Here is a 17,571-nt window from a genome sequence, read left to right as displayed (position 1 = left end):
TTCCTCAGATGTCAATCAAACAGGGTATCGCGCCGCCCCTGCTGCAAGTGCTCATGGAGGGTGCGCAACTGGGAGGCCACCACCCGATGGCGGGAGAGCGGGGGCAAGTCGTCGATGGGGAAGTACCCCGCCCCTTTGGTTTCATCGGTTTCGCCCAGCAGCTGGCCGCCGGCCACCTCGCACAGAAAGAAAGCCTTGTGGGCGTGAGGCAGCTGGGGCGGATGAGGATGTTTTAGCTTGTCGAACAGGGCCAGCAGTTGCACCGCACGGCACTCAAGGCCGGTCTCCTCCACCACTTCACGCACCACGGCATCCGCCGGCGAGTCACCGATATCGCACCAGCCACCGGGCAGAGTCCAGCAGTCATCGCTGCGCTCCTGTACCAGCAGGATATGGCCCGCATCGTTCTGAATGAAGGCCCGCACATCGAGCTTGGGGGTGGGATAACCACTGTCGAGGGCAATCCAGTCGCTGATGGCTTCCGGCGCCAGCTCGCCCTGGCTGGCGATAAGGGCCACGGTGGCCGCTCGCAGCGCCTCGAAACGGCCGATATCGAAGGGGTCTTTGGAGTAGGTGAGGCCCGCTTGCGCCGTGACCAGTACCTGTTCCAGAAAGGCGGCCAACGGCGGTTGCATGATTAAAGCCCGAGGAAACGGATAATCTGGGCGGGGTAGCGCTCGAACGCCACGAAGGCGTGGTCGCCGCCGCACTCCAGCGAGAGGCGGGCAAAGCGGTATTCGTCCAGCGCCTTACGGTAGTCGAGCACCTCATCCCCCTGCTGTTGCAGCACCCAGAGTCGCTCCGGCGCCGTCACCGGTACCGCCAGTGCCCGCAGCTCGTCCATATGTTGAGGCAGCAGTTCGTACTGCTCACCCGTATAGGGATTGGTCTGGGGGCCAAGGTAGTCGCAAAGCAGCTCGTGCGGGCGCACCGCCGGATTGATCAGCGCCGCGCGGCAGCCGTACTGCTCGCTGACCCGGGTCGCCATAAAGCCGCCGAGGGAGCTACCCACGGCGCCGAGCTTGTAGTCACTACCATAACGACGCTGCAGATCAGCAATGGTCTGCTCGATAGCCGCCCAGGCCGTCGCTGGCGTATTGGGCTGGGCCGGAATGATCACCTCGATGTCGGGCCGGTTGGCGGCCACCCAGGCAGCCATCTGCTGCGCCTTGGCGGAGCCCGGTGAGGAGTTGAAACCGTGCAGATAAAGGAGAACCGACTTCATGCAATGCTCTCCTCAATAACCGGTGGCGTTGGGGTCGGGCACAAACTGTCCCACCGGCAGGCGCCACACCTCGCTGGCCACCCGCCCATCCGGATAGAGGGTGAGATAGCGCCAGCCCGGGCCGGATTCATCCAGCGCAAAGCCATCAGAGAGAGGTTTGAACTGGATGCAGGTCGATGGGCTGGCAATCAGCCGCACCCCGCGGTGCACCTCGTCAAACTCCTGATGGACGTGGCCAAACAGGATGGTCTTCTGCTGCGGATGACGGGCCAGTACGGCGAACAGGTCATCGGCATTCTTGAGATTGTGTTGATCCAGCCAGGCACAGCCCACCGGCACTGCCTGATGGTGCAGGGTGATAAGAGCGTGGCGATCAGGATATTGACGCAGGGCACGGTCGAGGGCGGCCAGCTGGTGATCGCCAATCATGCCGTGGGGTTTGCCGCGCACCTGGGTGTCGAGCAGGATCACCTGCCAGTGGTCGCCCACCAGCTGTTTGGATTCACTGATCCCGGCGGCATGGAGATATTCGGTCATCAGCGGGCTGTCATCGTGATTGCCGGGCAGCCAGTAGATGGGGCGGCCCAGGGGCGCCATCATGGAGGCGAAACGCTGATAGGATTCCGGGCTGTGATCCTGCGACAGATCGCCGGTCGCCAGAATCACCTCGTAGGGGTGTTCATTGGCCTGCACCTGTTCCAGCACGGCGGCCAGACTCTCTGCGGTGCGCACAGCCAACAGCCGCCCTTCGGCACTCGCGAAGAGGTGGGTGTCGGTAATTTGCAACAGGCGCACACTGCCGTCCTGCGCCTGGGGGAGCTCTGTTTCCAAAATCACGCTTCTTTTTATTTGTTCAACTGGAGATATTGATCGGGCTGGTACCATGTCTGAGACAAAATTTTAGCCATTCGGCCAGAAACAGATTTACCTGCTCCTTTTCGTCCCGCTGGTGCATCTTTTTATTGGGATAATCATAACGTGGTTGCAAACGGGAAATCTGTTGCGCTGCACACACTTCCGCCATCCGCACATCATGATACAAACGAATCTCTATCTGAGCTTGTAAATATTCGGGCAATTCGGGGTTGTGCTGGCTCAGGATCACCTGATTGGTGAAGCGACTCTCGCCAATGATGGTGAGCTGGAACTGCAGATCGTTGCCGACCCGATAGCGGCGCTCGGCACCGACTTCCCCATCTGACGGCAGCAGTTTCATCAACGCCATGTAATTGACCTCGCAGGTACGCTGCAAGGACATCAGATCAGGCACATAGCGCCTGCTCTGTTGCAGGGTCAGCGCCACCTCAGCGATCCGCCAGCCAGCGGGCGCGCAGCTCGCCATGGTTGAGGGCCAACCACTGCAGGGCAATGACCGAGGCCGCATTGTCGATACGTCCCTCTTTGAGCCAGGCGTAGGCCTGTTCGCGGCTCACCACGTGCACCCGGATATCCTCGCCCTCATCCGCCAGCCCGTGCAGTCCCTCGGCCTTGCTGGCATCCACCTCGCCCACAAAGACCTCGATCCGCTCGGTGCTGCCGCCCGGGCTCACCAGATAGCTGATGGCATGCTCGCAGCGGGCCACCTCGATACCGGCCTCTTCCACCGCTTCGCGACGCACCACCGCCTCGGCGGTCTCACCTTCGTCGATGATGCCGGCTACCAGCTCCAGCAGCCAGGGGGTCGGGCTGGTCTCCATGGCGCCGATACGGAACTGCTCCACCAGCACGATCTCGTCGCGCACCGGATCATAGGGCAACAGCGCGGCAGCATGGCCCCGCTCGAACAGCTCGCGCACGATGGGCTGGTTCCAGCCGCCTGCAAATAACCGATGCTGCAAACGATAGACATTCACCTTGAAGAAGCCGTTATATCCAGCTGATTTTTCAATGATTTTCACATCATCGGCGGCGTAATGCCGATCTTGCGGCAAGGGTTGCTGCGACATCCGGGGCTCCCGTCAGCTTGACTTGTATCAGTTTGACCATAAAATCCGAGGAACATGAATGAACGTTCATTCACTCGGCGTGCCATGGTAATGAGGGGTGGATTTTAGCAGCCACAGACCATTTGGCTAGGCGCGCGGGGAGAAAACTGCGTCCGGTTCTTGACGTTCCCGTCACCGGACCTGAGACTCTTAGCATTAAATTTTGCTTATAGTAGAGTGATTAAGCTGCAATCAAGCTTGGTCGGTGACAATATTTGCCTCTCCAGCAACCAGTTTGGGTTACTACATAAGGTTAAAACGATCTATGAAAAGAACACTTTTGTCAGTCATGGTGTTGCTGGGCGTCAGTGCCGGTGCCCATGCCGAAAACCTGCTCGACATCTACCAGCAAGCCCAGATCAAAGACCCGCAGTTGCTGCAGTCCAAAGCCGTTCGCGACCAGGCCTTCGAGAAGATCAACGAATCCCGTGCCCCTCTGCTGCCCCAGATCGATCTGGGTGCCGGGCTCAATTATCTGCAAAACAAGAACGATACCCAGAGCAATACCAACGCCAAGGGTGAAGTGACGCTGTCGCAATCCCTCTATCGTCGCAGTAACTGGGTCAATCTGGATATCAGCGAGAAGCAGGCCACCCAGTCAGATGTTGCCTACAACCTCGAGATCCAGAACCTGATGGTGCGCACCGCCAAAGCCTACTTTGATGTGCTCAAGGCGATGGATACCCTGGAGTTCGTCCGTGCCAACAAGGTTGCGGTAGAGCGTCAGCTGGAGCAAACCCAGCAGCGTTTCGAAGTGGGCCTGACCGCCATCACCGACGTCCATGAAGCAGAAGCCTCCCGTGACCAGGCGCTGGCTGACGAGATCAATGCCGAAAACTCTCTGGACAACAGCTACGAGACCCTGCGCGAGCTGACCGGTATCGATCACCGCAATCTGGACGTGCTGAACACCGATCGTTTCAGCCCGCAGAAGACCGCCTTCGGTTCCGACAAGTGGCTGGAGCTGGCGCTGGACAAGAACCTGCAACTGCACAGTGCCCGCATCAGCAAGGACATTGCCAAGGAACAGATCGATCTGGCCAAGACCGGCCATGAGCCGACGCTGGATCTGGGTGCCGGACTGCAAACCAGCAATACCGATTACAAGCTGGATAGTATTCAGAGCGGCGGCAATGACAATCAGGCCAATATCGGTCTGACCTTCAAGCTGCCCATCTACAGCGGTGGCGCCACCAGTTCCAAGGTGAAGCAGGCTCAGTACAACTACGTGGCGGCCAGCGAACTGCTGGAGAAGAACTTCCGCTCGGTGCAGAGCACAGTGCGCTCCTCCTACAACAACGTGAACGCCAGCATCGGCTCGGTTCGCGCCTACAGCCAGTCTGTGGTCTCCGCCGACAGCGCCCTGAAGGCGACCGAAGCCGGTTACGAAGTGGGTACCCGTACCATCGTCGACGTGCTGGACTCCACTCGCAAGCTGTACGAGGCCAAGCAGAAGCTCTCGGAAGCCCGTTACAACTACATCCTCAATATCCTGAGCCTGAAACAGGCTGCCGGTATTCTGGAAGCGCAGGATCTGGTGGAAGTGAACCAGGGTCTGATGCCAGCCACGGCAAAAGCCAAGGGCTGATAGCCGCTATCGGACATGAAAAAGGCGACCGCAAGGTCGCCTTTTTGTTATCCGTATTTCGGTCGGCTTGCTACCGCCGATAGAGAGCCCCGCCAGATTGCGGGGCTAGCAGAACGTTAGCCGCGCTCGCGGATCGTCTTGATGATGTCGGTGGTGGAGCAGCCATCCTCGAAGTTGAGAACGCGCACCTCGCCGCCATTGGCGGTCACTTCGGCGTAACCGGCGATATCTTCCGGCTTGTAGTCGCCGCCCTTGACCAGCAGATCCGGCAGGATCTCGGCGATCAGGCGCTGCGGGGTATCTTCACCAAATGGCACAACCCAATCCACCGCGCCCAGCGCAGCCAGCACCGCCATGCGGCGCTCGGTCGGGTTGACCGGACGACCCGGCCCTTTCAGACGGCGAACCGACTCGTCGGTGTTGACCGCCACGATCAGGCGATCCCCCAGCTTGCCGGCGTTGGCCAGATAGGAGACGTGACCGGCGTGCAGGATGTCGAAGCAACCGTTGGTCATCACTACCTTCTCGCCGCGCAGACGGGCGGCACGAACCGCCACTTTCAGCTGGGCTTCGGACATGACGCCGAAGCCTGTCTCCTGCTCGGTATAGAGGGCGTTGGCCAGCTCGACCGGGCTAACGGTAGAGGTACCCAGCTTGCCGACCACGATACCGGCAGCGGTATTGGCCAGCGCACAGGCTTCGTCCAGGCTCTTGCCTGCCGCCAGCGAGGTAGCCAGAGTGGAGATGACGGTATCACCGGCACCGGTCACATCATAAACCTCGTGGGCCTGAGCCGGCAGATGCAGCTCCGGCTGACCTTCGCGGATCAGTGTCATGCCGTTCTCGGAACGGGTGACCAACAGGGCATCCAGCTCGAAACGCTTGACCAGATCCAGCCCCTTGGCGACCAGCTCCTCTTCGCTCTTCACCTTGCCCACCACGGCCTCGAATTCGGACATGTTGGGGGTCAGCAGAGTGGCACCGCGATACTTCTCGAAGTCGGTCCCCTTGGGATCGACCAGCACCGGAATACCGGCGGCTCGGGCGCGCTGGATCATGCCGGGCACGTCGTTGAGAGCACCCTTGCCGTAGTCGGAGAGGATCATCACGTCGCTATTCGGCAGCGCCTGCTCGACCTTGCTCATCAGCAGGGTGGCATCGACGGAGTGGAAGGGCTCTTCAAAGTCCAGACGCAGCAGCTGCTGGTTGCGGGACAGCACCCGCAGCTTGGTGATAGTCGGGAAGTCGGCCAGACGAACGAAGTCACAGGCCACCTTGACGCCAGCCATCTGGCCAGCCAGCGCATCGGCCGCTTCATCCTGACCGGTCAGGCCAAGCAGCACGGCGTGAGCGCCAAGGGCGGCGGAGTTGAGGGCCACGTTGGCCGCGCCACCGGGACGCTCCTCAATGTGTTCAACCTTGACCACGGGCACCGGCGCCTCGGGGGAGATCCGACCGGTAGGGCCATGCCAGTAACGGTCCAACATGACATCGCCAACGACCAGAACGCGGGCTTTTTCAAAATCGGGCAGGGTGATCTTCATCTGTATCGACTCTCAAAACCTGAAAAATCAGCGGGCGATTTTATCACACTCTTTTATCCGGTGTAGAAAAAGCCGACCGCGGTTGCCGCCGCTGTCACGCTAACCGGACGCAGGCTACCCCTCTGACCAGCACACAGCCATTCGCCCCCGCCCCCCCTTTTCGGCTAGAATCCCCCGATTGTGTTTGCGAACAAGAGATTAGCCATGGCCCACGACAACGCTCCCCGCCTGGAGCCCCGCCTGTTTCATCCCCGTTACTGGGCCAGCTGGTTCGGCCTCGGCCTGCTCTGGCTGCTGACCCTGCTGCCGTGGCGTAGCCAGATGTGGCTGGGCCGTCAGCTCGGTCGTCTCGCCGCCAGGATATTGAAGTCCCGGGTCAAGATTGCCCGTCGCAATCTGGAGCTGGCGATGCCCGAGCTGACCCGGGATGAGCGGGAGAAACTGCTTAAGGCAAACTTCGAGAGCGTGGGCTGCGCCGTGTTCGAGGTGGGGATCGCCTGGTTCTGGCCAGACTGGCGGATGCGCAACCTGATGAAGGTGGAAGGGGAAGAGCATGTCATCGCCGCCATGGAAAAAGGTCAGGGCATGCTGCTGCTCTCCTGCCACTTCCTGACGCTGGAACTCAACGCCCGCTGTTTCGGGCTGGTGCGCCCCGGCGTGGGGGTCTATCGCCCCAACACCAATCCGGTGCTGGAGTATGCCCAGTATCACGGTCGCTGCGCTTCCAACAAATATCTGGTAGACCGGATGGACGTGAAGGGGATGATCAAGGCGCTGCGCAACGGTGACGCCCTCTGGTACGCGCCGGATCACGACTACGGCAGCCACGCCAGTGTGTTCGTGCCCTACTTCGCGATAGAGCAGGCGGCCACCATCACCGGCACCGCCACCCTGGCGCGGGTGAAAAATACCGTCACCCTCCCCTGCTACAACATCCGCACCAGCGAGGGTTACACCCTGCATATCGGCGCGCCCCTTGCCGACTACCCGAGCGGAGATGACATGGTTGATGCCGCCCGCGCCAACCGCGAGATTGAAGCCGCCGTGCGCAAGGCGCCGGAGCAGTACATGTGGCTCCATCGCCGCTTCAAGACCCGCCCCTCCCCCGAGGATGCGGGTTTCTACTAAGCCGCAGCACCCGACTGGGGCCAGATCGCCAAAACCGACAAACCGCCTGCTGGCGGTTTGTTTTTTCCCGTAGTCAACCCTGTGCGGCAAGCAAGCTCCCCCTGCGTCAACCGCACCATAACCTCCTGCACGACCTCCTGCAATCTGCCGATCATCTCCATCAACCGGCCACAAAAGAGCCCTCATCACTGCCTGCAAAAACTGAAAGCGGGTTACAAAACTATTGATTCATTGATAAGTAGAGAGAGATTTCGATAGATCCATCGTCACCACCCTCTGATGAGTTATTGAGTGATTTGCCCCATTCGAATACAAAAACTGAATTTGTGAAGTGAATCACCTTTACGCAAAGGCACGGCAAAGCCCACTTGGTGATCTGAATCACAAAAAATAGTCATTAAAAACAGAAAAGATCGAAATGTAGCCGAATTACAGCGGGCGAATGTGATCTTCATCACTGGTTGGAGAGGGGGTACGACGGGGTATCTGAGAGATGGATCACAAGACACCCCGTTTTCAGCCTAATTTGATATCAAGCTGGTAGATTGAAGTTGCTTAGACGACCGGGATGGCGGTTCGGCAAAACCGGCCATCCCGACTACCACTTTTAATCAAACAGGCTTAAAACGGGGTCCCGACATGTTATCACCGGATACCAAAGTCAAGATACAGAATTTTGGACGCTTCCTGTCCAATATGGTCATGCCCAACATAGGCGCCTTTATCGCCTGGGGCTTTATTACCGCCCTCTTCATCCCCACCGGCTGGCTGCCCAATGAAACCTTGGCCAAGCTGGTCGGCCCCATGATCACCTACCTGCTGCCGCTGCTGATTGGCTACACCGGCGGCAAACTGATGGGCGGTGAGCGCGGCGGCGTGGTCGGTGCCATCACCACCATGGGTGTCATCGTGGGAACCGATATCCCCATGTTCATGGGCGCCATGATGGTCGGCCCGCTCGGTGGCTGGGCCATCAAGCGCTTCGACAAGGCGATGGACGGTCGCGTCAAGAGCGGCTTCGAGATGCTGGTCAACAACTTCTCCGCCGGGCTTATCGGCATGCTGCTGGCGATCCTCGCTTTCTTCGTGATTGGCCCCTTCGTCAAGGTGCTCTCCGGCCTGCTGGCCGGTGGCGTCGGCTTCCTGGTGGAAAACCACATGCTGCCGCTCACCTCCATCTTCGTCGAGCCGGCCAAGATCCTGTTCCTCAACAACGCCATCAACCACGGCATCTTCTCGCCGCTGGGGATCCAGCAGGCGACCGAGCACGGCAGCTCTATCTTCTTCCTGATTGAAGCGAACCCGGGCCCAGGCATGGGCGTGCTGCTGGCCTACATGGTGTTCGGCCGCGGTGCGGCCAAGCAGTCCGCGGCTGGCGCCTCCATCATTCACTTCTTCGGCGGCATCCACGAGATCTACTTCCCATATGTGCTGATGAACCCGCGCCTCATTCTGGCGGTGATCGCCGGTGGCATGACCGGGGTCTTTACCCTGACCCTGTTCAATGCCGGTCTGGTCTCCCCCGCGTCGCCGGGCTCCATCTTCGCCGTGTTGTTGATGACGCCGAAAGCCTCCCTGATCGGGGTCGCCCTCTCCATCATCAGCGCTACTCTGGTCTCTTTCCTGGTTGCCGCCGTGTTCGTCCGCGCCCAGCAGCCGGAAGCCGACGAGGCCGATGCCCTCGGTGAAGCTACCCGCAAGATGAAAGCCATGAAGGGCGGCAAGCCCGAAACCGCAGCGGCCAAAAAGCCGGGCGGCGAACTGATGGCGGTGCGCAATATCGTGGTCGCCTGTGATGCGGGCATGGGTTCCAGCGCCATGGGCGCCGGCATGCTGCGCAAGCGGGTACAGGCCGCCGGGCTCGATATCAGCGTCACCAACCGCGCCATCGATCAGCTCGACGATCAGGTGGACTGGGTTATCACCCACAAGGATTTGACCGAGCGGGCCCGTCGCCATGCGCCGCATGCCCACCATATTTCACTGACCAACTTCCTCGACAACGGCCTCTATCAGGAGCTGGTACAGAGTCTGACTCAAGCCGCCAACGACGATGTCGCCAACCCGCAGCTGCTGGTGGCCGCCAACGACGACAGCTACGAACCGCAAGCGGCCGAAGTGTTCACCCTGAGCCGTCATGACGTGCATCTGGGACTGAAAGCGGACAACAAGGAGGCCGCCATCCTGACTGCAGGCCGACTGCTGGCGGAGCGCGGCTACGTGGCGCCCGACTACGTCAACGCCATGCTGGAGCGTGAACAGCTGGTCTCCACCTACCTCGGCGAATCCATCGCCGTGCCCCACGGCACCATCGCCGCCAAGGAGTTTGTGAAGCGTACCGGCATCGTCATCTGCCAGTACCCGGCCGGGGTCGCCTTTGGCGAGGCTGCCGATGAGGTAGCGCGGCTGGTGATCGGTATCGCCGCCCGCAACGACGAACACATGCAGGTGATAACCCGCCTGACCAATGCACTGGATGAACCCGGTCTCATCGACCGGCTGGCCAGCACCACGGATCCCCAGGCCTTCCTGGATCTGCTGGGTGCCGAACAGGCTGCCTAATCATCTTTCATCGTCTTTGGTTCAAGAGGTTAATATCATGAAAACATTGCATTTTGGTGCTGGTAACATCGGTCGCGGCTTTATCGGCAAAGTGCTGGCGGATGCCAGCCATCAGGTCACCTTCGCCGACGTCAACGACACCCTGATCGACCAGCTCAACCACCGTCAGGAGTACAAGGTCCATGTGGTGGGGGCAGATCAGAAGCTGGATGTGGTGCGCAACGTGGCGGCGGTGAGCTCCGCCGGTCACGAGGTGATCGCCCGCATCATCACCGCCGATCTGGTCACCACCGCCGTCGGCCCCAACATTCTGGACAAGATTGCCAGCACCCTGGCCAAGGGGCTGCAGGCCCGTTTCGATGCCGGCAACCTGACTCCGCTCAACGTCATTGCCTGCGAAAACATGGTGCGCGGCACCAGCCACCTCAAGCGGGAGGTACTCAAGTACCTGCCGGTCGCGTATCATGCCACGCTCGAATCCTGTATCGGCTTCGTCGACTCGGCGGTGGATCGCATCGTGCCGCCCGCCGCGGCTGCCAACGATGATCCGCTGGAAGTGACGGTCGAGAGCTTCAGCGAGTGGATCGTCGACCAGACCCAGTTCAAGGGGGAGCTGCCACAGGTGGCGGGCATGGAACCCACCGACAACCTGATGGCCTTCGTCGAGCGCAAGCTGTTCACCCTCAACACCGGCCACATCGTCACCGCCTACCTCGGCAAACTGTGGGGCTACCGCACAGTGCGCGAGGCGATCGAGGATCCGGTGATCCGCAGCAAGGTACGCCGCGCCATGGAGGAGAGCGGTGCCGTGCTGGTAAAACGCTACGGCTTCGACCCGCGCCTGCACGCCGCCTACATCGAGAAGATCCTGGCCCGCTTCGCCAACCCCTATCTGGTGGACGAGATTGACCGGGTCGGTCGTCAGCCACTGCGCAAGCTGGCGGCGGGAGATCGACTTGTGAAGCCGCTGCTGGGCACCCTGGAGTACGGCCTGCCCAACGAGCAGTTGCAGGAGGGGATCGCCGCGGCGCTCCACTATCGCAATGCCGATGACCCGCAGGCGGTGGAGCTGCAAGCCCTGCTGGCGGAGCTGGGCCCGGCCAAAGCGCTGGCCCGCGTCACCGGACTGGATGAAGAGAGCGAAGTGGTTCGCGCCATCGTCGCCCGTTACGAAACCCTGTAATGACCCTGCTTGCGGCGCATTCAGCCACCACTGATAGCGCGCCAAGCGCTTGAATGGCAAGGGAATGTGCCCCATATGATAAAAACCGGGAGAGAGGCTGACTCTCTCCCTGTCAGCTGGACCCAATGCACCTATGACCACACACCAGGAAGATGAAGTACTGGAACGACTGAACGAGCAGGATGGCCCCCGCGGCTTCTTCCTCGAAGCCGTGACCATCCTGGAAGAAGCGGTCGACTCCCTGATGCGACGCGCGTTTCGTCAGGAGGAGTATGCCGTCAAATACGCCATCGAACCCCTGCTCAACCAGAGCGGCCCCCTCGGCCAGCTGGAGGTACGCCTCAAGCTCATCTTCGCCCTCGGCCTCATCTCCCTTGAGCGCTATCAGGATCTGGAAGCCTATCTCAAGATCCGCGACTTTCTGGTGCGCGACCCCAAGGATTACCGCTTCAGCGACAAGCCGATCCGCGATCTGCTCGACCGCCTGCACGGGGTCAATCAGGGCGGCATGATGAAGCTGGCCCCCCCCGCCGGCGAAGAGGATTGGGCCTTCTACCAGATGCAGCTCAACCGGCTCGATCAGATGGTGCGCTCCGCACTGGTACTGGCGCTGGCCGACTGTGTCGGCGAGCTCCACAAGGAGAGCCCCATCTAATCCGGCCCCAAGGCCACCCCATCACCACGGTTGGCGTCTGGCTGGCACCCTTCACACCACCGCCAGCCACCATGACGCACGCTCCTTCGGGTGTCAATCTGACCAACTTAGCCACTACACTAGCTCCATACTCACTGCCTGAATCGAGGTCTGCATGATTGCCCTCTCTCTGGCCGGGATCGCCCTGGTCTCCGTGCTGGCCCAATGGCTTGCCTGGTCGCTGCGGGTGCCCGCCATCCTGTTTCTGCTGCTCACCGGCCTGACTCTGGGTCCGGTCAGCGGCCTGCTCGACCCCGATGCCCTGCTCGGGGATCTGCTGTTTCCGCTGGTCTCCCTGTCGGTCGCCATCATCCTGTTCGAAGGGGCATTAACCCTTCATCTGGCCGAGCTCAAGGGGATCGGCAAGGTGGTGCGCAATCTCTGCTCCACCGGCATGCTGGTCAGCTTCGCCGTCATCGGCAGCGCCGGTTACTTCCTGCTGGGGCTGGACTGGCGGGTCGCCACCATGCTCGGCGCGGTGCTGGTGGTAACGGGCCCGACGGTGATCGCCCCCATGCTCAACGTGATCCGCCCCACCCGGGAGGTGGACCGTATCCTGCGCTGGGAGGGGATCGTCATCGACCCTATCGGCGCCCTGTTTGCGGTGCTGGTGTTCGAGGCGGTACGCCTCGGCAGTCAGGGAGATCTCATCAGCCATACCCTGCTGGCGCTGGGCAAGACAGTGCTGGTCGGTTCCCTGATCGGGGTGGCAGCAGGCTGGCTCACCACCCTGCTCATTCGCAAGGACTGGCTACCGGTCAGCCTGCACAAGTTCGGCGTGCTGGCGCTGGTGCTGCTCACCTTCAGCCTCTCCAACTGGCTGAGCCACGAGTCCGGTCTGCTGGCGGTGACCGTGTTCGGCATCTGGCTCGCCAATCAGGAGGGGCTGGATCTGGAGGAGGTGCTGGCGTTCAAGGAGGATCTCGCGGTCATCCTTATCTCCAGCCTGTTTATCCTGCTGGCAGCGCGCCTCGATCTGGCCCAGCTCTGGCAACTCGGCCCCATGGTGCTGGCGCTGCTCTGCGTGGTGCAATTCGTGGCGCGTCCGCTCTGTATTCTGGTCTCGACCTGGGGCTCGGATCTCTCTTGGCGAGCTCGCGCCCTGCTTAGCTGGATCGCCCCGCGTGGCATAGTCGCGGCGGCAGTCAGTGCCTCGTTTGCCATCAGCCTGCATCAGGCCGAGATCCCCGATGCCGACAAGCTGGTACCGCTGGTATTTGCGGTGATCATCTCCACCGTGGTGTTGCAGAGCCTCACCTCGGCACCGCTGGCCAGCCTGCTCAAGATGCGCCAGAGCGCCCCCAACACCTGGCTCATCATAGGGGCCAACTCGGTGGCGCGGGCCATTGGCAAGGCGCTGGCGGATCAGGGGGTGCCGGTACAGCTCTGCGATCCCGCCTGGGAGTTCTGCAAACAGGCGCGGATGAGCAACCTCCCCTGCTACTTCGGCAACCCCCAGTCGGAACATGCCGAGCTGCACCTGCCGCTTACCAGCATCAGTACCGTGCTGGCACTCTCCCCCAACCGCCACAACAACGCCCTCGGGGTGCTGCACTTTGCCCACCTCTACGGCGAGGAGCAGGTCTACTCCCTGCGATCCAGCGAGCAGCACGGCAAGGCCAACCGGGAGAGCGCCACCTTTCGCGCTCGCCAGAACCTGTTCGGCCCCGACATCAACTATGCCAAGCTGAGCAGCCTGCTGAGCCGGGGCGGCCAGATCAAGGCGACCCGCCTGAGCGAGACGTTCGACTGGGCCCAGTATCAGACCGCCAATCCCGGCGCCATCCCGCTGTTCATCATGGATGGCAAGGGCAAGCCCCAGATCGTTACCGGCCCTGTCACCCCGCAGGCGGGTGAGCTGCTGATCGCCCTGCAGCCACCCAGAGAGCAGGGTGCCGAATGAGCGAAGCCAACCACAATCCGCTGATCGCCCCTCTGCTGGTGCTATTGCAACAGGCGGCGGGAAGCTACAAGGTGCATGAACTGATGGCCGCTCTGCGCCAGCAGGGGGAGATCCCCCGGCTGGCCGACGATGAGCAGCTGCAGCTGTTTCGGGTCAACTTCCTGATCATGAACGCCCTCTACCAGTTGCAGGCCGAGCTCTGGCAAGAGGGATGGTGGCTGGTAATCAGCACCCTGGATATCCGGCTCGAACCGCTGGCCGGGAATCAGGAGGCCAACCACGGCTTTGCCCTTGGCGAAAATCTGCGTAGCTACTATCTCGACTGGCAGGTGTTCTGGCAGACCGACCGTGCCGAAGTTGAAGCCCTGCTCAACCGCTTCTGGCGCGCTTATGACGGTGAGGGGCACAAAGCCGAGGCGCTGGCCCTGTTCGGGTTGAATGAGGGGGCGAGTCAGGAGGCGATCCGCCGCCGCTGGCGGGAGCTGGCATTGCAGCACCATCCGGATCGGGGTGGTAATGCCGAGACTTTTATCCGTATCCGCTGGGCCTGGGAGGTCCTGCGGGGATGATCCGGTTGCCGTCCGCACAAAGAGAGGCATAGACTGGAGCTGAATCCCCCTTCACAGGAGAGCATCATGACAGTCAGTGAACTTCGCAAGCTCTATCAACAACAGATCCTGCAAGAGGCCGAAATACTCCACGACGTGGCCATCCCCGGCTGGATCATCGAATTCAGAGGCAATGATGGCGCCCTCTACGAGCTGACCGATACCCTAGGCTGCCCGGTCAGTTTCGATACGGTCGAGCAGGCCCGCGATCATGTGCATCTGGTAGCTGACTGCCCGATGCAGGTAGAACACCTCTATCGCTTCTTCGAACGTTAACTCAAACCGTCACATCTCACCCCTAGCCCCGGTGAGGCTTGTACCAGGCATATAGTCAGAACGTGCCTGCCACAGGCCTCCCCAGAAACAACCGCTTCGATTTACTCGTGTTGCAGAGTGCAAGTTGCACGCTATCTGGCATAGACAGCCATAAATCTGGCTATGGAGTGGCTATCTCTATGGTCACATGAACCAGCTCTTCATGTATCGCCAACCGCGCGCGGATCTCGCTGGCGGAGACAGGTGCCGCCATCAGCAGGGAGAGCACGCAGGCATACTGCTGCTGGCCCACCCGCCAGACGTGCAGATCGCGGATCTCGGCATCCGGCAGGTCGGCAATCACCTCACGGATCTCACCCACCAACGGGGTATCCATCTCGGCATCCAGCAGCACCCGACCGGAGTCACGCAGCAGACCCCAGGCCCACACCGCCACCAGTACGGCCCCCACTATGCCCATCAGCGGATCCAGCCAGTCGGCCCCCCACAGCATACCCCCCACCAGTGCCAGGATCGCCAGCACGGATGTGGCCGCATCCGCAAGCACGTGGATATAGGCGGCGCGCAGGTTGAGATCCTGATGGCCGTGGTGAGCGTCATGGTCATGATGATCGTGGTCGTGATGCCCATGATGGTGGTCATGCCCATGGCCGTGGTGATGATGGCCGTGATCATCCTTGAGCAGCCAGGCACAGGCCAGATTCACCAGCAGCCCCACCAGCGCGATGGCGATCGCCTGTTGATAGTGGATCGGGCTGGGATCGAGCAGCCTGAACACCGACTCGAACAGCATCAGCCCGGCCACCCCCACCAGCAGGAGAGCACTGGTGAAGCCACCCAGCACCTCGATCTTCCAGGTGCCGAAGCTGAATCTGTGGTCGCGGGCAAAGTGGCGGGCGGCGCGGTAGGCCAGCACCGAGAGGCCGAGCGCCAGCGCGTGGGAACTCATGTGCCAGCCATCGGCCAGCAGCGCCATGGAGTTGTAGAACCAGCCGCCGCCGATCTCCGCCACCATCATGATGACGGTCAGCAGCACGGCCCAGCGAGTCTTCTGTTCGGCCAGCGGATTCCCTTCGTGGACGACGGGTTGGTGGCAGTGGGATGAGGCAAGGGATGACATGGATTTCTCCTGAGGACGACAATGCAATATACTATACCCCAGTATAGTTTTATTGATCGAGAGGATCCTGCATGTCACACACCATTCACGGTAAAAAGAAGCTGCTGGCACGGGTACGTCGCATCAAGGGACAGGCCGGTGCGCTGGAGCACGCGCTGGAGCAGGAGAGCGACTGCGCCGCCATTTTGCAGCAGATCGCGGCCATTCGCGGTGCCGTCAACGGCCTGATGCTGGAGGTGCTGGAAGGGCACATGCGTGAGCACCTGGGCGCCGAAGAGGCGACCCCGGCCGAGCGGCTGGAAGATCTGGATCAAGTAGTGCGGGTATTGCGATCCTATCTGAAGTAGGACCGGTGAATGAGGCTGCAGGCGACCCCGCATCATTCCGTTTACGGCTGTGTGGCGTCTGCCCGCCAGCCCCCGTCCCTTTCGGGCTTGAGCCACCGCCAGCTTTGCGCCATGATGTCCAGCCCGGCTGACCGCCGGTTTTACTGGACAGTCAATTTCAAGGATCCCCCATGTTTGAACACGTCGATGCCTATGCTGGCGACCCCATCCTGACGCTAGTCGAGACCTTCCACAAAGACACCCGCGAGCAGAAGGTGAACCTGGGGATTGGCCTCTATTACGACGAGCAGGGCCGCATTCCGCTGCTGGCCTCGGTACAGCAGGCCGAAGCCCAGCGCGCCGCCGCGCCAGCCCCGCGCCCCTACCAGCCGATGGAAGGCGCCGCCAACTACCGCACTGCGGTGCAGCACCTGCTGTTTGGTGCCGACCATGAAGCGGTCAAGGCGGGACGTATCGCCACCATCCAGACCATCGGCGGCTCGGGCGCGCTGAAGATCGGCGCCGATCTGCTCAAGCGCTACTTCCCGACCTCCGAGGTATGGGTCAGCAATCCCACCTGGGATAACCACAAGGCGATGTTCGAAGGCGCCGGCATCAAGGTGCACGACTACCCCTACTACGATGCGGCCACCGGCGGCGTGCAGTTCGATGCGATGGTCGACTGCCTGAGCACTCTGCCGGCGAAGAGCATCGTGCTGCTGCACCCCTGCTGCCACAACCCGACCGGGGTGGATCTCTCCCGTGCCCAGTGGGATCGGGTGATCGCGCTGGTGGTCGAGAAGAACCTGATCCCCTTTATGGATATCGCCTATCAGGGCTTCGGCGACGGGCTGGAAGAGGATGCCTATGCCATTCGCGCCATGGTGGCCGCCGGCGTCAGCTTCTTCGTCAGCAACTCCTTTTCCAAGAACCTCTCCTTCTACGGCGAGCGGTGCGGCGGCCTGTCGGTCATCTGCAAGGATGCCGAAGAAGCCAGCCGCGTACTGGGTCAGATGAAGGCCACCGTGCGTCGCAACTACTCCAGCCCGCCCACCCACGGTGGCCAGATCACCGCGGCTGTGATGAGCCAGCCCGAGCTGCACGCCATGTGGGTCGACGAGGTGACCGAGATGCGCACCCGCATCAAGGCCATGCGCCAGAAGCTGTTCGAGGTGCTGAGCGCCAAGGTGCCGGGCCGCGACTTCAGCTACTTCATCAACCAGCGCGGCATGTTCAGCTACACCGGCTTCACCCCGGAGCAGGTGGACAGGCTGCGCGAGGAGTTCGCCGTCTATCTGGTGCGCTCCGGCCGCATGTGCGTGGCGGGCCTCAACAGTCGCAACGTCGACTACGTAGCCGACGCCATGGCGGCGGTGCTCAAGGGCTAATCCGCACTAGCCCCGCTTTGGCGGGGCTTTTTTGTCTTGTC

General features: G+C 61.3%; 17 protein-coding genes. 10 read left to right on the top strand and 7 right to left on the bottom strand.

Annotated features, from left to right (window positions below; translation table 11 throughout):
- Positions 1-11: 11 nt before the first annotated feature.
- From G5221_RS13060 to nudF, 5 genes are read right to left on the bottom strand one after another with little or no spacing between them, the layout of a single operon-like run.
- Positions 12-635 (bottom strand): NUDIX hydrolase, encoded by a 624-nt coding sequence (locus G5221_RS13060; RefSeq protein ID WP_421209318.1) that lies wholly within the window; start codon positions 633-635, stop codon positions 12-14.
- 2 nt (positions 636-637) lie between these two features.
- Positions 638-1,225 carry a YqiA/YcfP family alpha/beta fold hydrolase gene (locus tag G5221_RS13055; protein ID WP_421236103.1) on the bottom strand — a complete coding sequence of 196 codons (588 nt, stop codon included), beginning with the start codon at positions 1,223-1,225 and terminating at the stop codon, positions 638-640.
- Positions 1,226-1,237: 12 nt separating this feature from the next.
- Positions 1,238-2,056, bottom strand: coding sequence for a 3',5'-cyclic-AMP phosphodiesterase (cpdA, locus tag G5221_RS13050; RefSeq protein WP_041202814.1), 819 nt, complete (start codon positions 2,054-2,056; stop codon positions 1,238-1,240).
- A gap of 22 nt (positions 2,057-2,078) precedes the next feature.
- The gene (locus G5221_RS13045) at positions 2,079-2,567 is read right to left on the bottom strand and encodes a DUF1249 domain-containing protein (protein ID WP_418139029.1); all 489 of its coding nucleotides are present in this window, start codon (positions 2,565-2,567) and stop codon (positions 2,079-2,081) included.
- Complete coding sequence (nudF, locus tag G5221_RS13040; protein WP_139443426.1) at positions 2,530-3,171, bottom strand: ADP-ribose diphosphatase; 642 nt, start codon at positions 3,169-3,171, stop codon at positions 2,530-2,532. The genes G5221_RS13045 and nudF overlap by 38 nt, the downstream gene beginning before the upstream one ends.
- A 304-nt stretch (positions 3,172-3,475) precedes the next feature.
- Between nudF and tolC the strand changes: the two genes are divergently transcribed.
- Positions 3,476-4,798, top strand: coding sequence for an outer membrane channel protein TolC (gene tolC, locus G5221_RS13035; RefSeq protein ID WP_058057939.1), 1,323 nt, complete (start codon positions 3,476-3,478; stop codon positions 4,796-4,798).
- Positions 4,799-4,914: 116 nt separating this feature from the next.
- Here tolC and hldE read toward each other — a convergent pair whose 3' ends face one another.
- Positions 4,915-6,342, bottom strand: a complete 1,428-nt coding sequence (gene hldE / locus G5221_RS13030; protein WP_005335903.1) for a bifunctional D-glycero-beta-D-manno-heptose-7-phosphate kinase/D-glycero-beta-D-manno-heptose 1-phosphate adenylyltransferase HldE — start codon at positions 6,340-6,342, stop codon at positions 4,915-4,917.
- Between the two features lie 204 nt (positions 6,343-6,546).
- On the opposite strand from hldE, the gene lpxL reads away from it, so the two are divergent.
- The 7 genes from lpxL to G5221_RS12995 all read left to right on the top strand — a co-directional run bounded on the left by lpxL (position 6,547) and on the right by G5221_RS12995 (position 14,696).
- Positions 6,547-7,470: an LpxL/LpxP family Kdo(2)-lipid IV(A) lauroyl/palmitoleoyl acyltransferase gene (lpxL, locus tag G5221_RS13025; protein WP_421263368.1), complete on the top strand. Its 924-nt coding sequence runs from the start codon at positions 6,547-6,549 to the stop codon at positions 7,468-7,470.
- A gap of 639 nt (positions 7,471-8,109) precedes the next feature.
- Positions 8,110-10,032: a PTS mannitol transporter subunit IICBA gene (locus G5221_RS13020; protein WP_421263367.1), complete on the top strand. Its 1,923-nt coding sequence runs from the start codon at positions 8,110-8,112 to the stop codon at positions 10,030-10,032.
- Between the two features lie 37 nt (positions 10,033-10,069).
- A complete protein-coding gene (locus G5221_RS13015; protein ID WP_421263366.1) occupies positions 10,070-11,215 on the top strand; it encodes a mannitol-1-phosphate 5-dehydrogenase in 1,146 nt (381 codons plus the stop codon).
- 133 nt (positions 11,216-11,348) lie between these two features.
- Entirely contained in the window at positions 11,349-11,870 is a 522-nt protein-coding gene (locus G5221_RS13010; protein ID WP_421263365.1) for an MltR family transcriptional regulator, read from the top strand.
- A gap of 154 nt (positions 11,871-12,024) precedes the next feature.
- Positions 12,025-13,812 (top strand): cation:proton antiporter, encoded by a 1,788-nt coding sequence (locus G5221_RS13005; protein ID WP_204420232.1) that lies wholly within the window; start codon positions 12,025-12,027, stop codon positions 13,810-13,812.
- A complete protein-coding gene (locus tag G5221_RS13000) occupies positions 13,809-14,381 on the top strand; it encodes a DNA-J related domain-containing protein (protein ID WP_204420230.1) in 573 nt (190 codons plus the stop codon). The genes G5221_RS13005 and G5221_RS13000 overlap by 4 nt, the downstream gene beginning before the upstream one ends.
- Before the next feature lie 66 nt (positions 14,382-14,447).
- A complete protein-coding gene (locus G5221_RS12995; RefSeq protein WP_005343091.1) occupies positions 14,448-14,696 on the top strand; it encodes a hypothetical protein in 249 nt (82 codons plus the stop codon).
- Positions 14,697-14,856: 160 nt separating this feature from the next.
- Here the strand turns inward: G5221_RS12995 and dmeF are convergent, their stop codons facing one another.
- On the bottom strand, positions 14,857-15,816 hold the full coding sequence (gene dmeF / locus G5221_RS12990; RefSeq protein WP_421258253.1) for a CDF family Co(II)/Ni(II) efflux transporter DmeF: 960 nt from the start codon (positions 15,814-15,816) through the stop codon (positions 14,857-14,859).
- 71 nt (positions 15,817-15,887) lie between these two features.
- Between dmeF and G5221_RS12985 the strand changes: the two genes are divergently transcribed.
- Both G5221_RS12985 and G5221_RS12980 read left to right on the top strand, forming a co-directional pair.
- On the top strand, positions 15,888-16,163 hold the full coding sequence (locus G5221_RS12985; protein ID WP_005343089.1) for a metal/formaldehyde-sensitive transcriptional repressor: 276 nt from the start codon (positions 15,888-15,890) through the stop codon (positions 16,161-16,163).
- A gap of 170 nt (positions 16,164-16,333) precedes the next feature.
- Positions 16,334-17,530: an aromatic amino acid transaminase gene (locus G5221_RS12980; RefSeq protein WP_304520275.1), complete on the top strand. Its 1,197-nt coding sequence runs from the start codon at positions 16,334-16,336 to the stop codon at positions 17,528-17,530.
- Positions 17,531-17,571 lie beyond the last annotated feature (41 nt).

Source organism: Aeromonas sp. 602200 (assembly GCF_049173895.1).
Classification (GTDB): Bacteria; Pseudomonadota; Gammaproteobacteria; order Enterobacterales; family Aeromonadaceae; genus Aeromonas; species Aeromonas veronii_A.
This window is presented reverse-complemented; position numbering and strand designations above follow the sequence as displayed.

Coding starts and splice junctions, on each gene's coding strand:
- G5221_RS13060 (WP_421209318.1), bottom strand. CDS start 635: ATGCAACCGCCGTTGGCCGCCTTTCTGGAACAGGTACTGGTCACGGCG.
- G5221_RS13055 (WP_421236103.1), bottom strand. CDS start 1,225: ATGAAGTCGGTTCTCCTTTATCTGCACGGTTTCAACTCCTCACCGGGC.
- G5221_RS13045 (WP_418139029.1), bottom strand. CDS start 2,567: ATGGCGAGCTGCGCGCCCGCTGGCTGGCGGATCGCTGAGGTGGCGCTG.
- nudF (WP_139443426.1), bottom strand. CDS start 3,171: ATGTCGCAGCAACCCTTGCCGCAAGATCGGCATTACGCCGCCGATGAT.
- tolC (WP_058057939.1), top strand. CDS start 3,476: ATGAAAAGAACACTTTTGTCAGTCATGGTGTTGCTGGGCGTCAGTGCC.
- hldE (WP_005335903.1), bottom strand. CDS start 6,342: ATGAAGATCACCCTGCCCGATTTTGAAAAAGCCCGCGTTCTGGTCGTT.
- lpxL (WP_421263368.1), top strand. CDS start 6,547: ATGGCCCACGACAACGCTCCCCGCCTGGAGCCCCGCCTGTTTCATCCC.
- G5221_RS13020 (WP_421263367.1), top strand. CDS start 8,110: ATGTTATCACCGGATACCAAAGTCAAGATACAGAATTTTGGACGCTTC.
- G5221_RS13015 (WP_421263366.1), top strand. CDS start 10,070: ATGAAAACATTGCATTTTGGTGCTGGTAACATCGGTCGCGGCTTTATC.
- G5221_RS13010 (WP_421263365.1), top strand. CDS start 11,349: ATGACCACACACCAGGAAGATGAAGTACTGGAACGACTGAACGAGCAG.
- G5221_RS13005 (WP_204420232.1), top strand. CDS start 12,025: ATGATTGCCCTCTCTCTGGCCGGGATCGCCCTGGTCTCCGTGCTGGCC.
- G5221_RS13000 (WP_204420230.1), top strand. CDS start 13,809: ATGAGCGAAGCCAACCACAATCCGCTGATCGCCCCTCTGCTGGTGCTA.
- G5221_RS12995 (WP_005343091.1), top strand. CDS start 14,448: ATGACAGTCAGTGAACTTCGCAAGCTCTATCAACAACAGATCCTGCAA.
- dmeF (WP_421258253.1), bottom strand. CDS start 15,816: ATGTCATCCCTTGCCTCATCCCACTGCCACCAACCCGTCGTCCACGAA.
- G5221_RS12985 (WP_005343089.1), top strand. CDS start 15,888: ATGTCACACACCATTCACGGTAAAAAGAAGCTGCTGGCACGGGTACGT.
- G5221_RS12980 (WP_304520275.1), top strand. CDS start 16,334: ATGTTTGAACACGTCGATGCCTATGCTGGCGACCCCATCCTGACGCTA.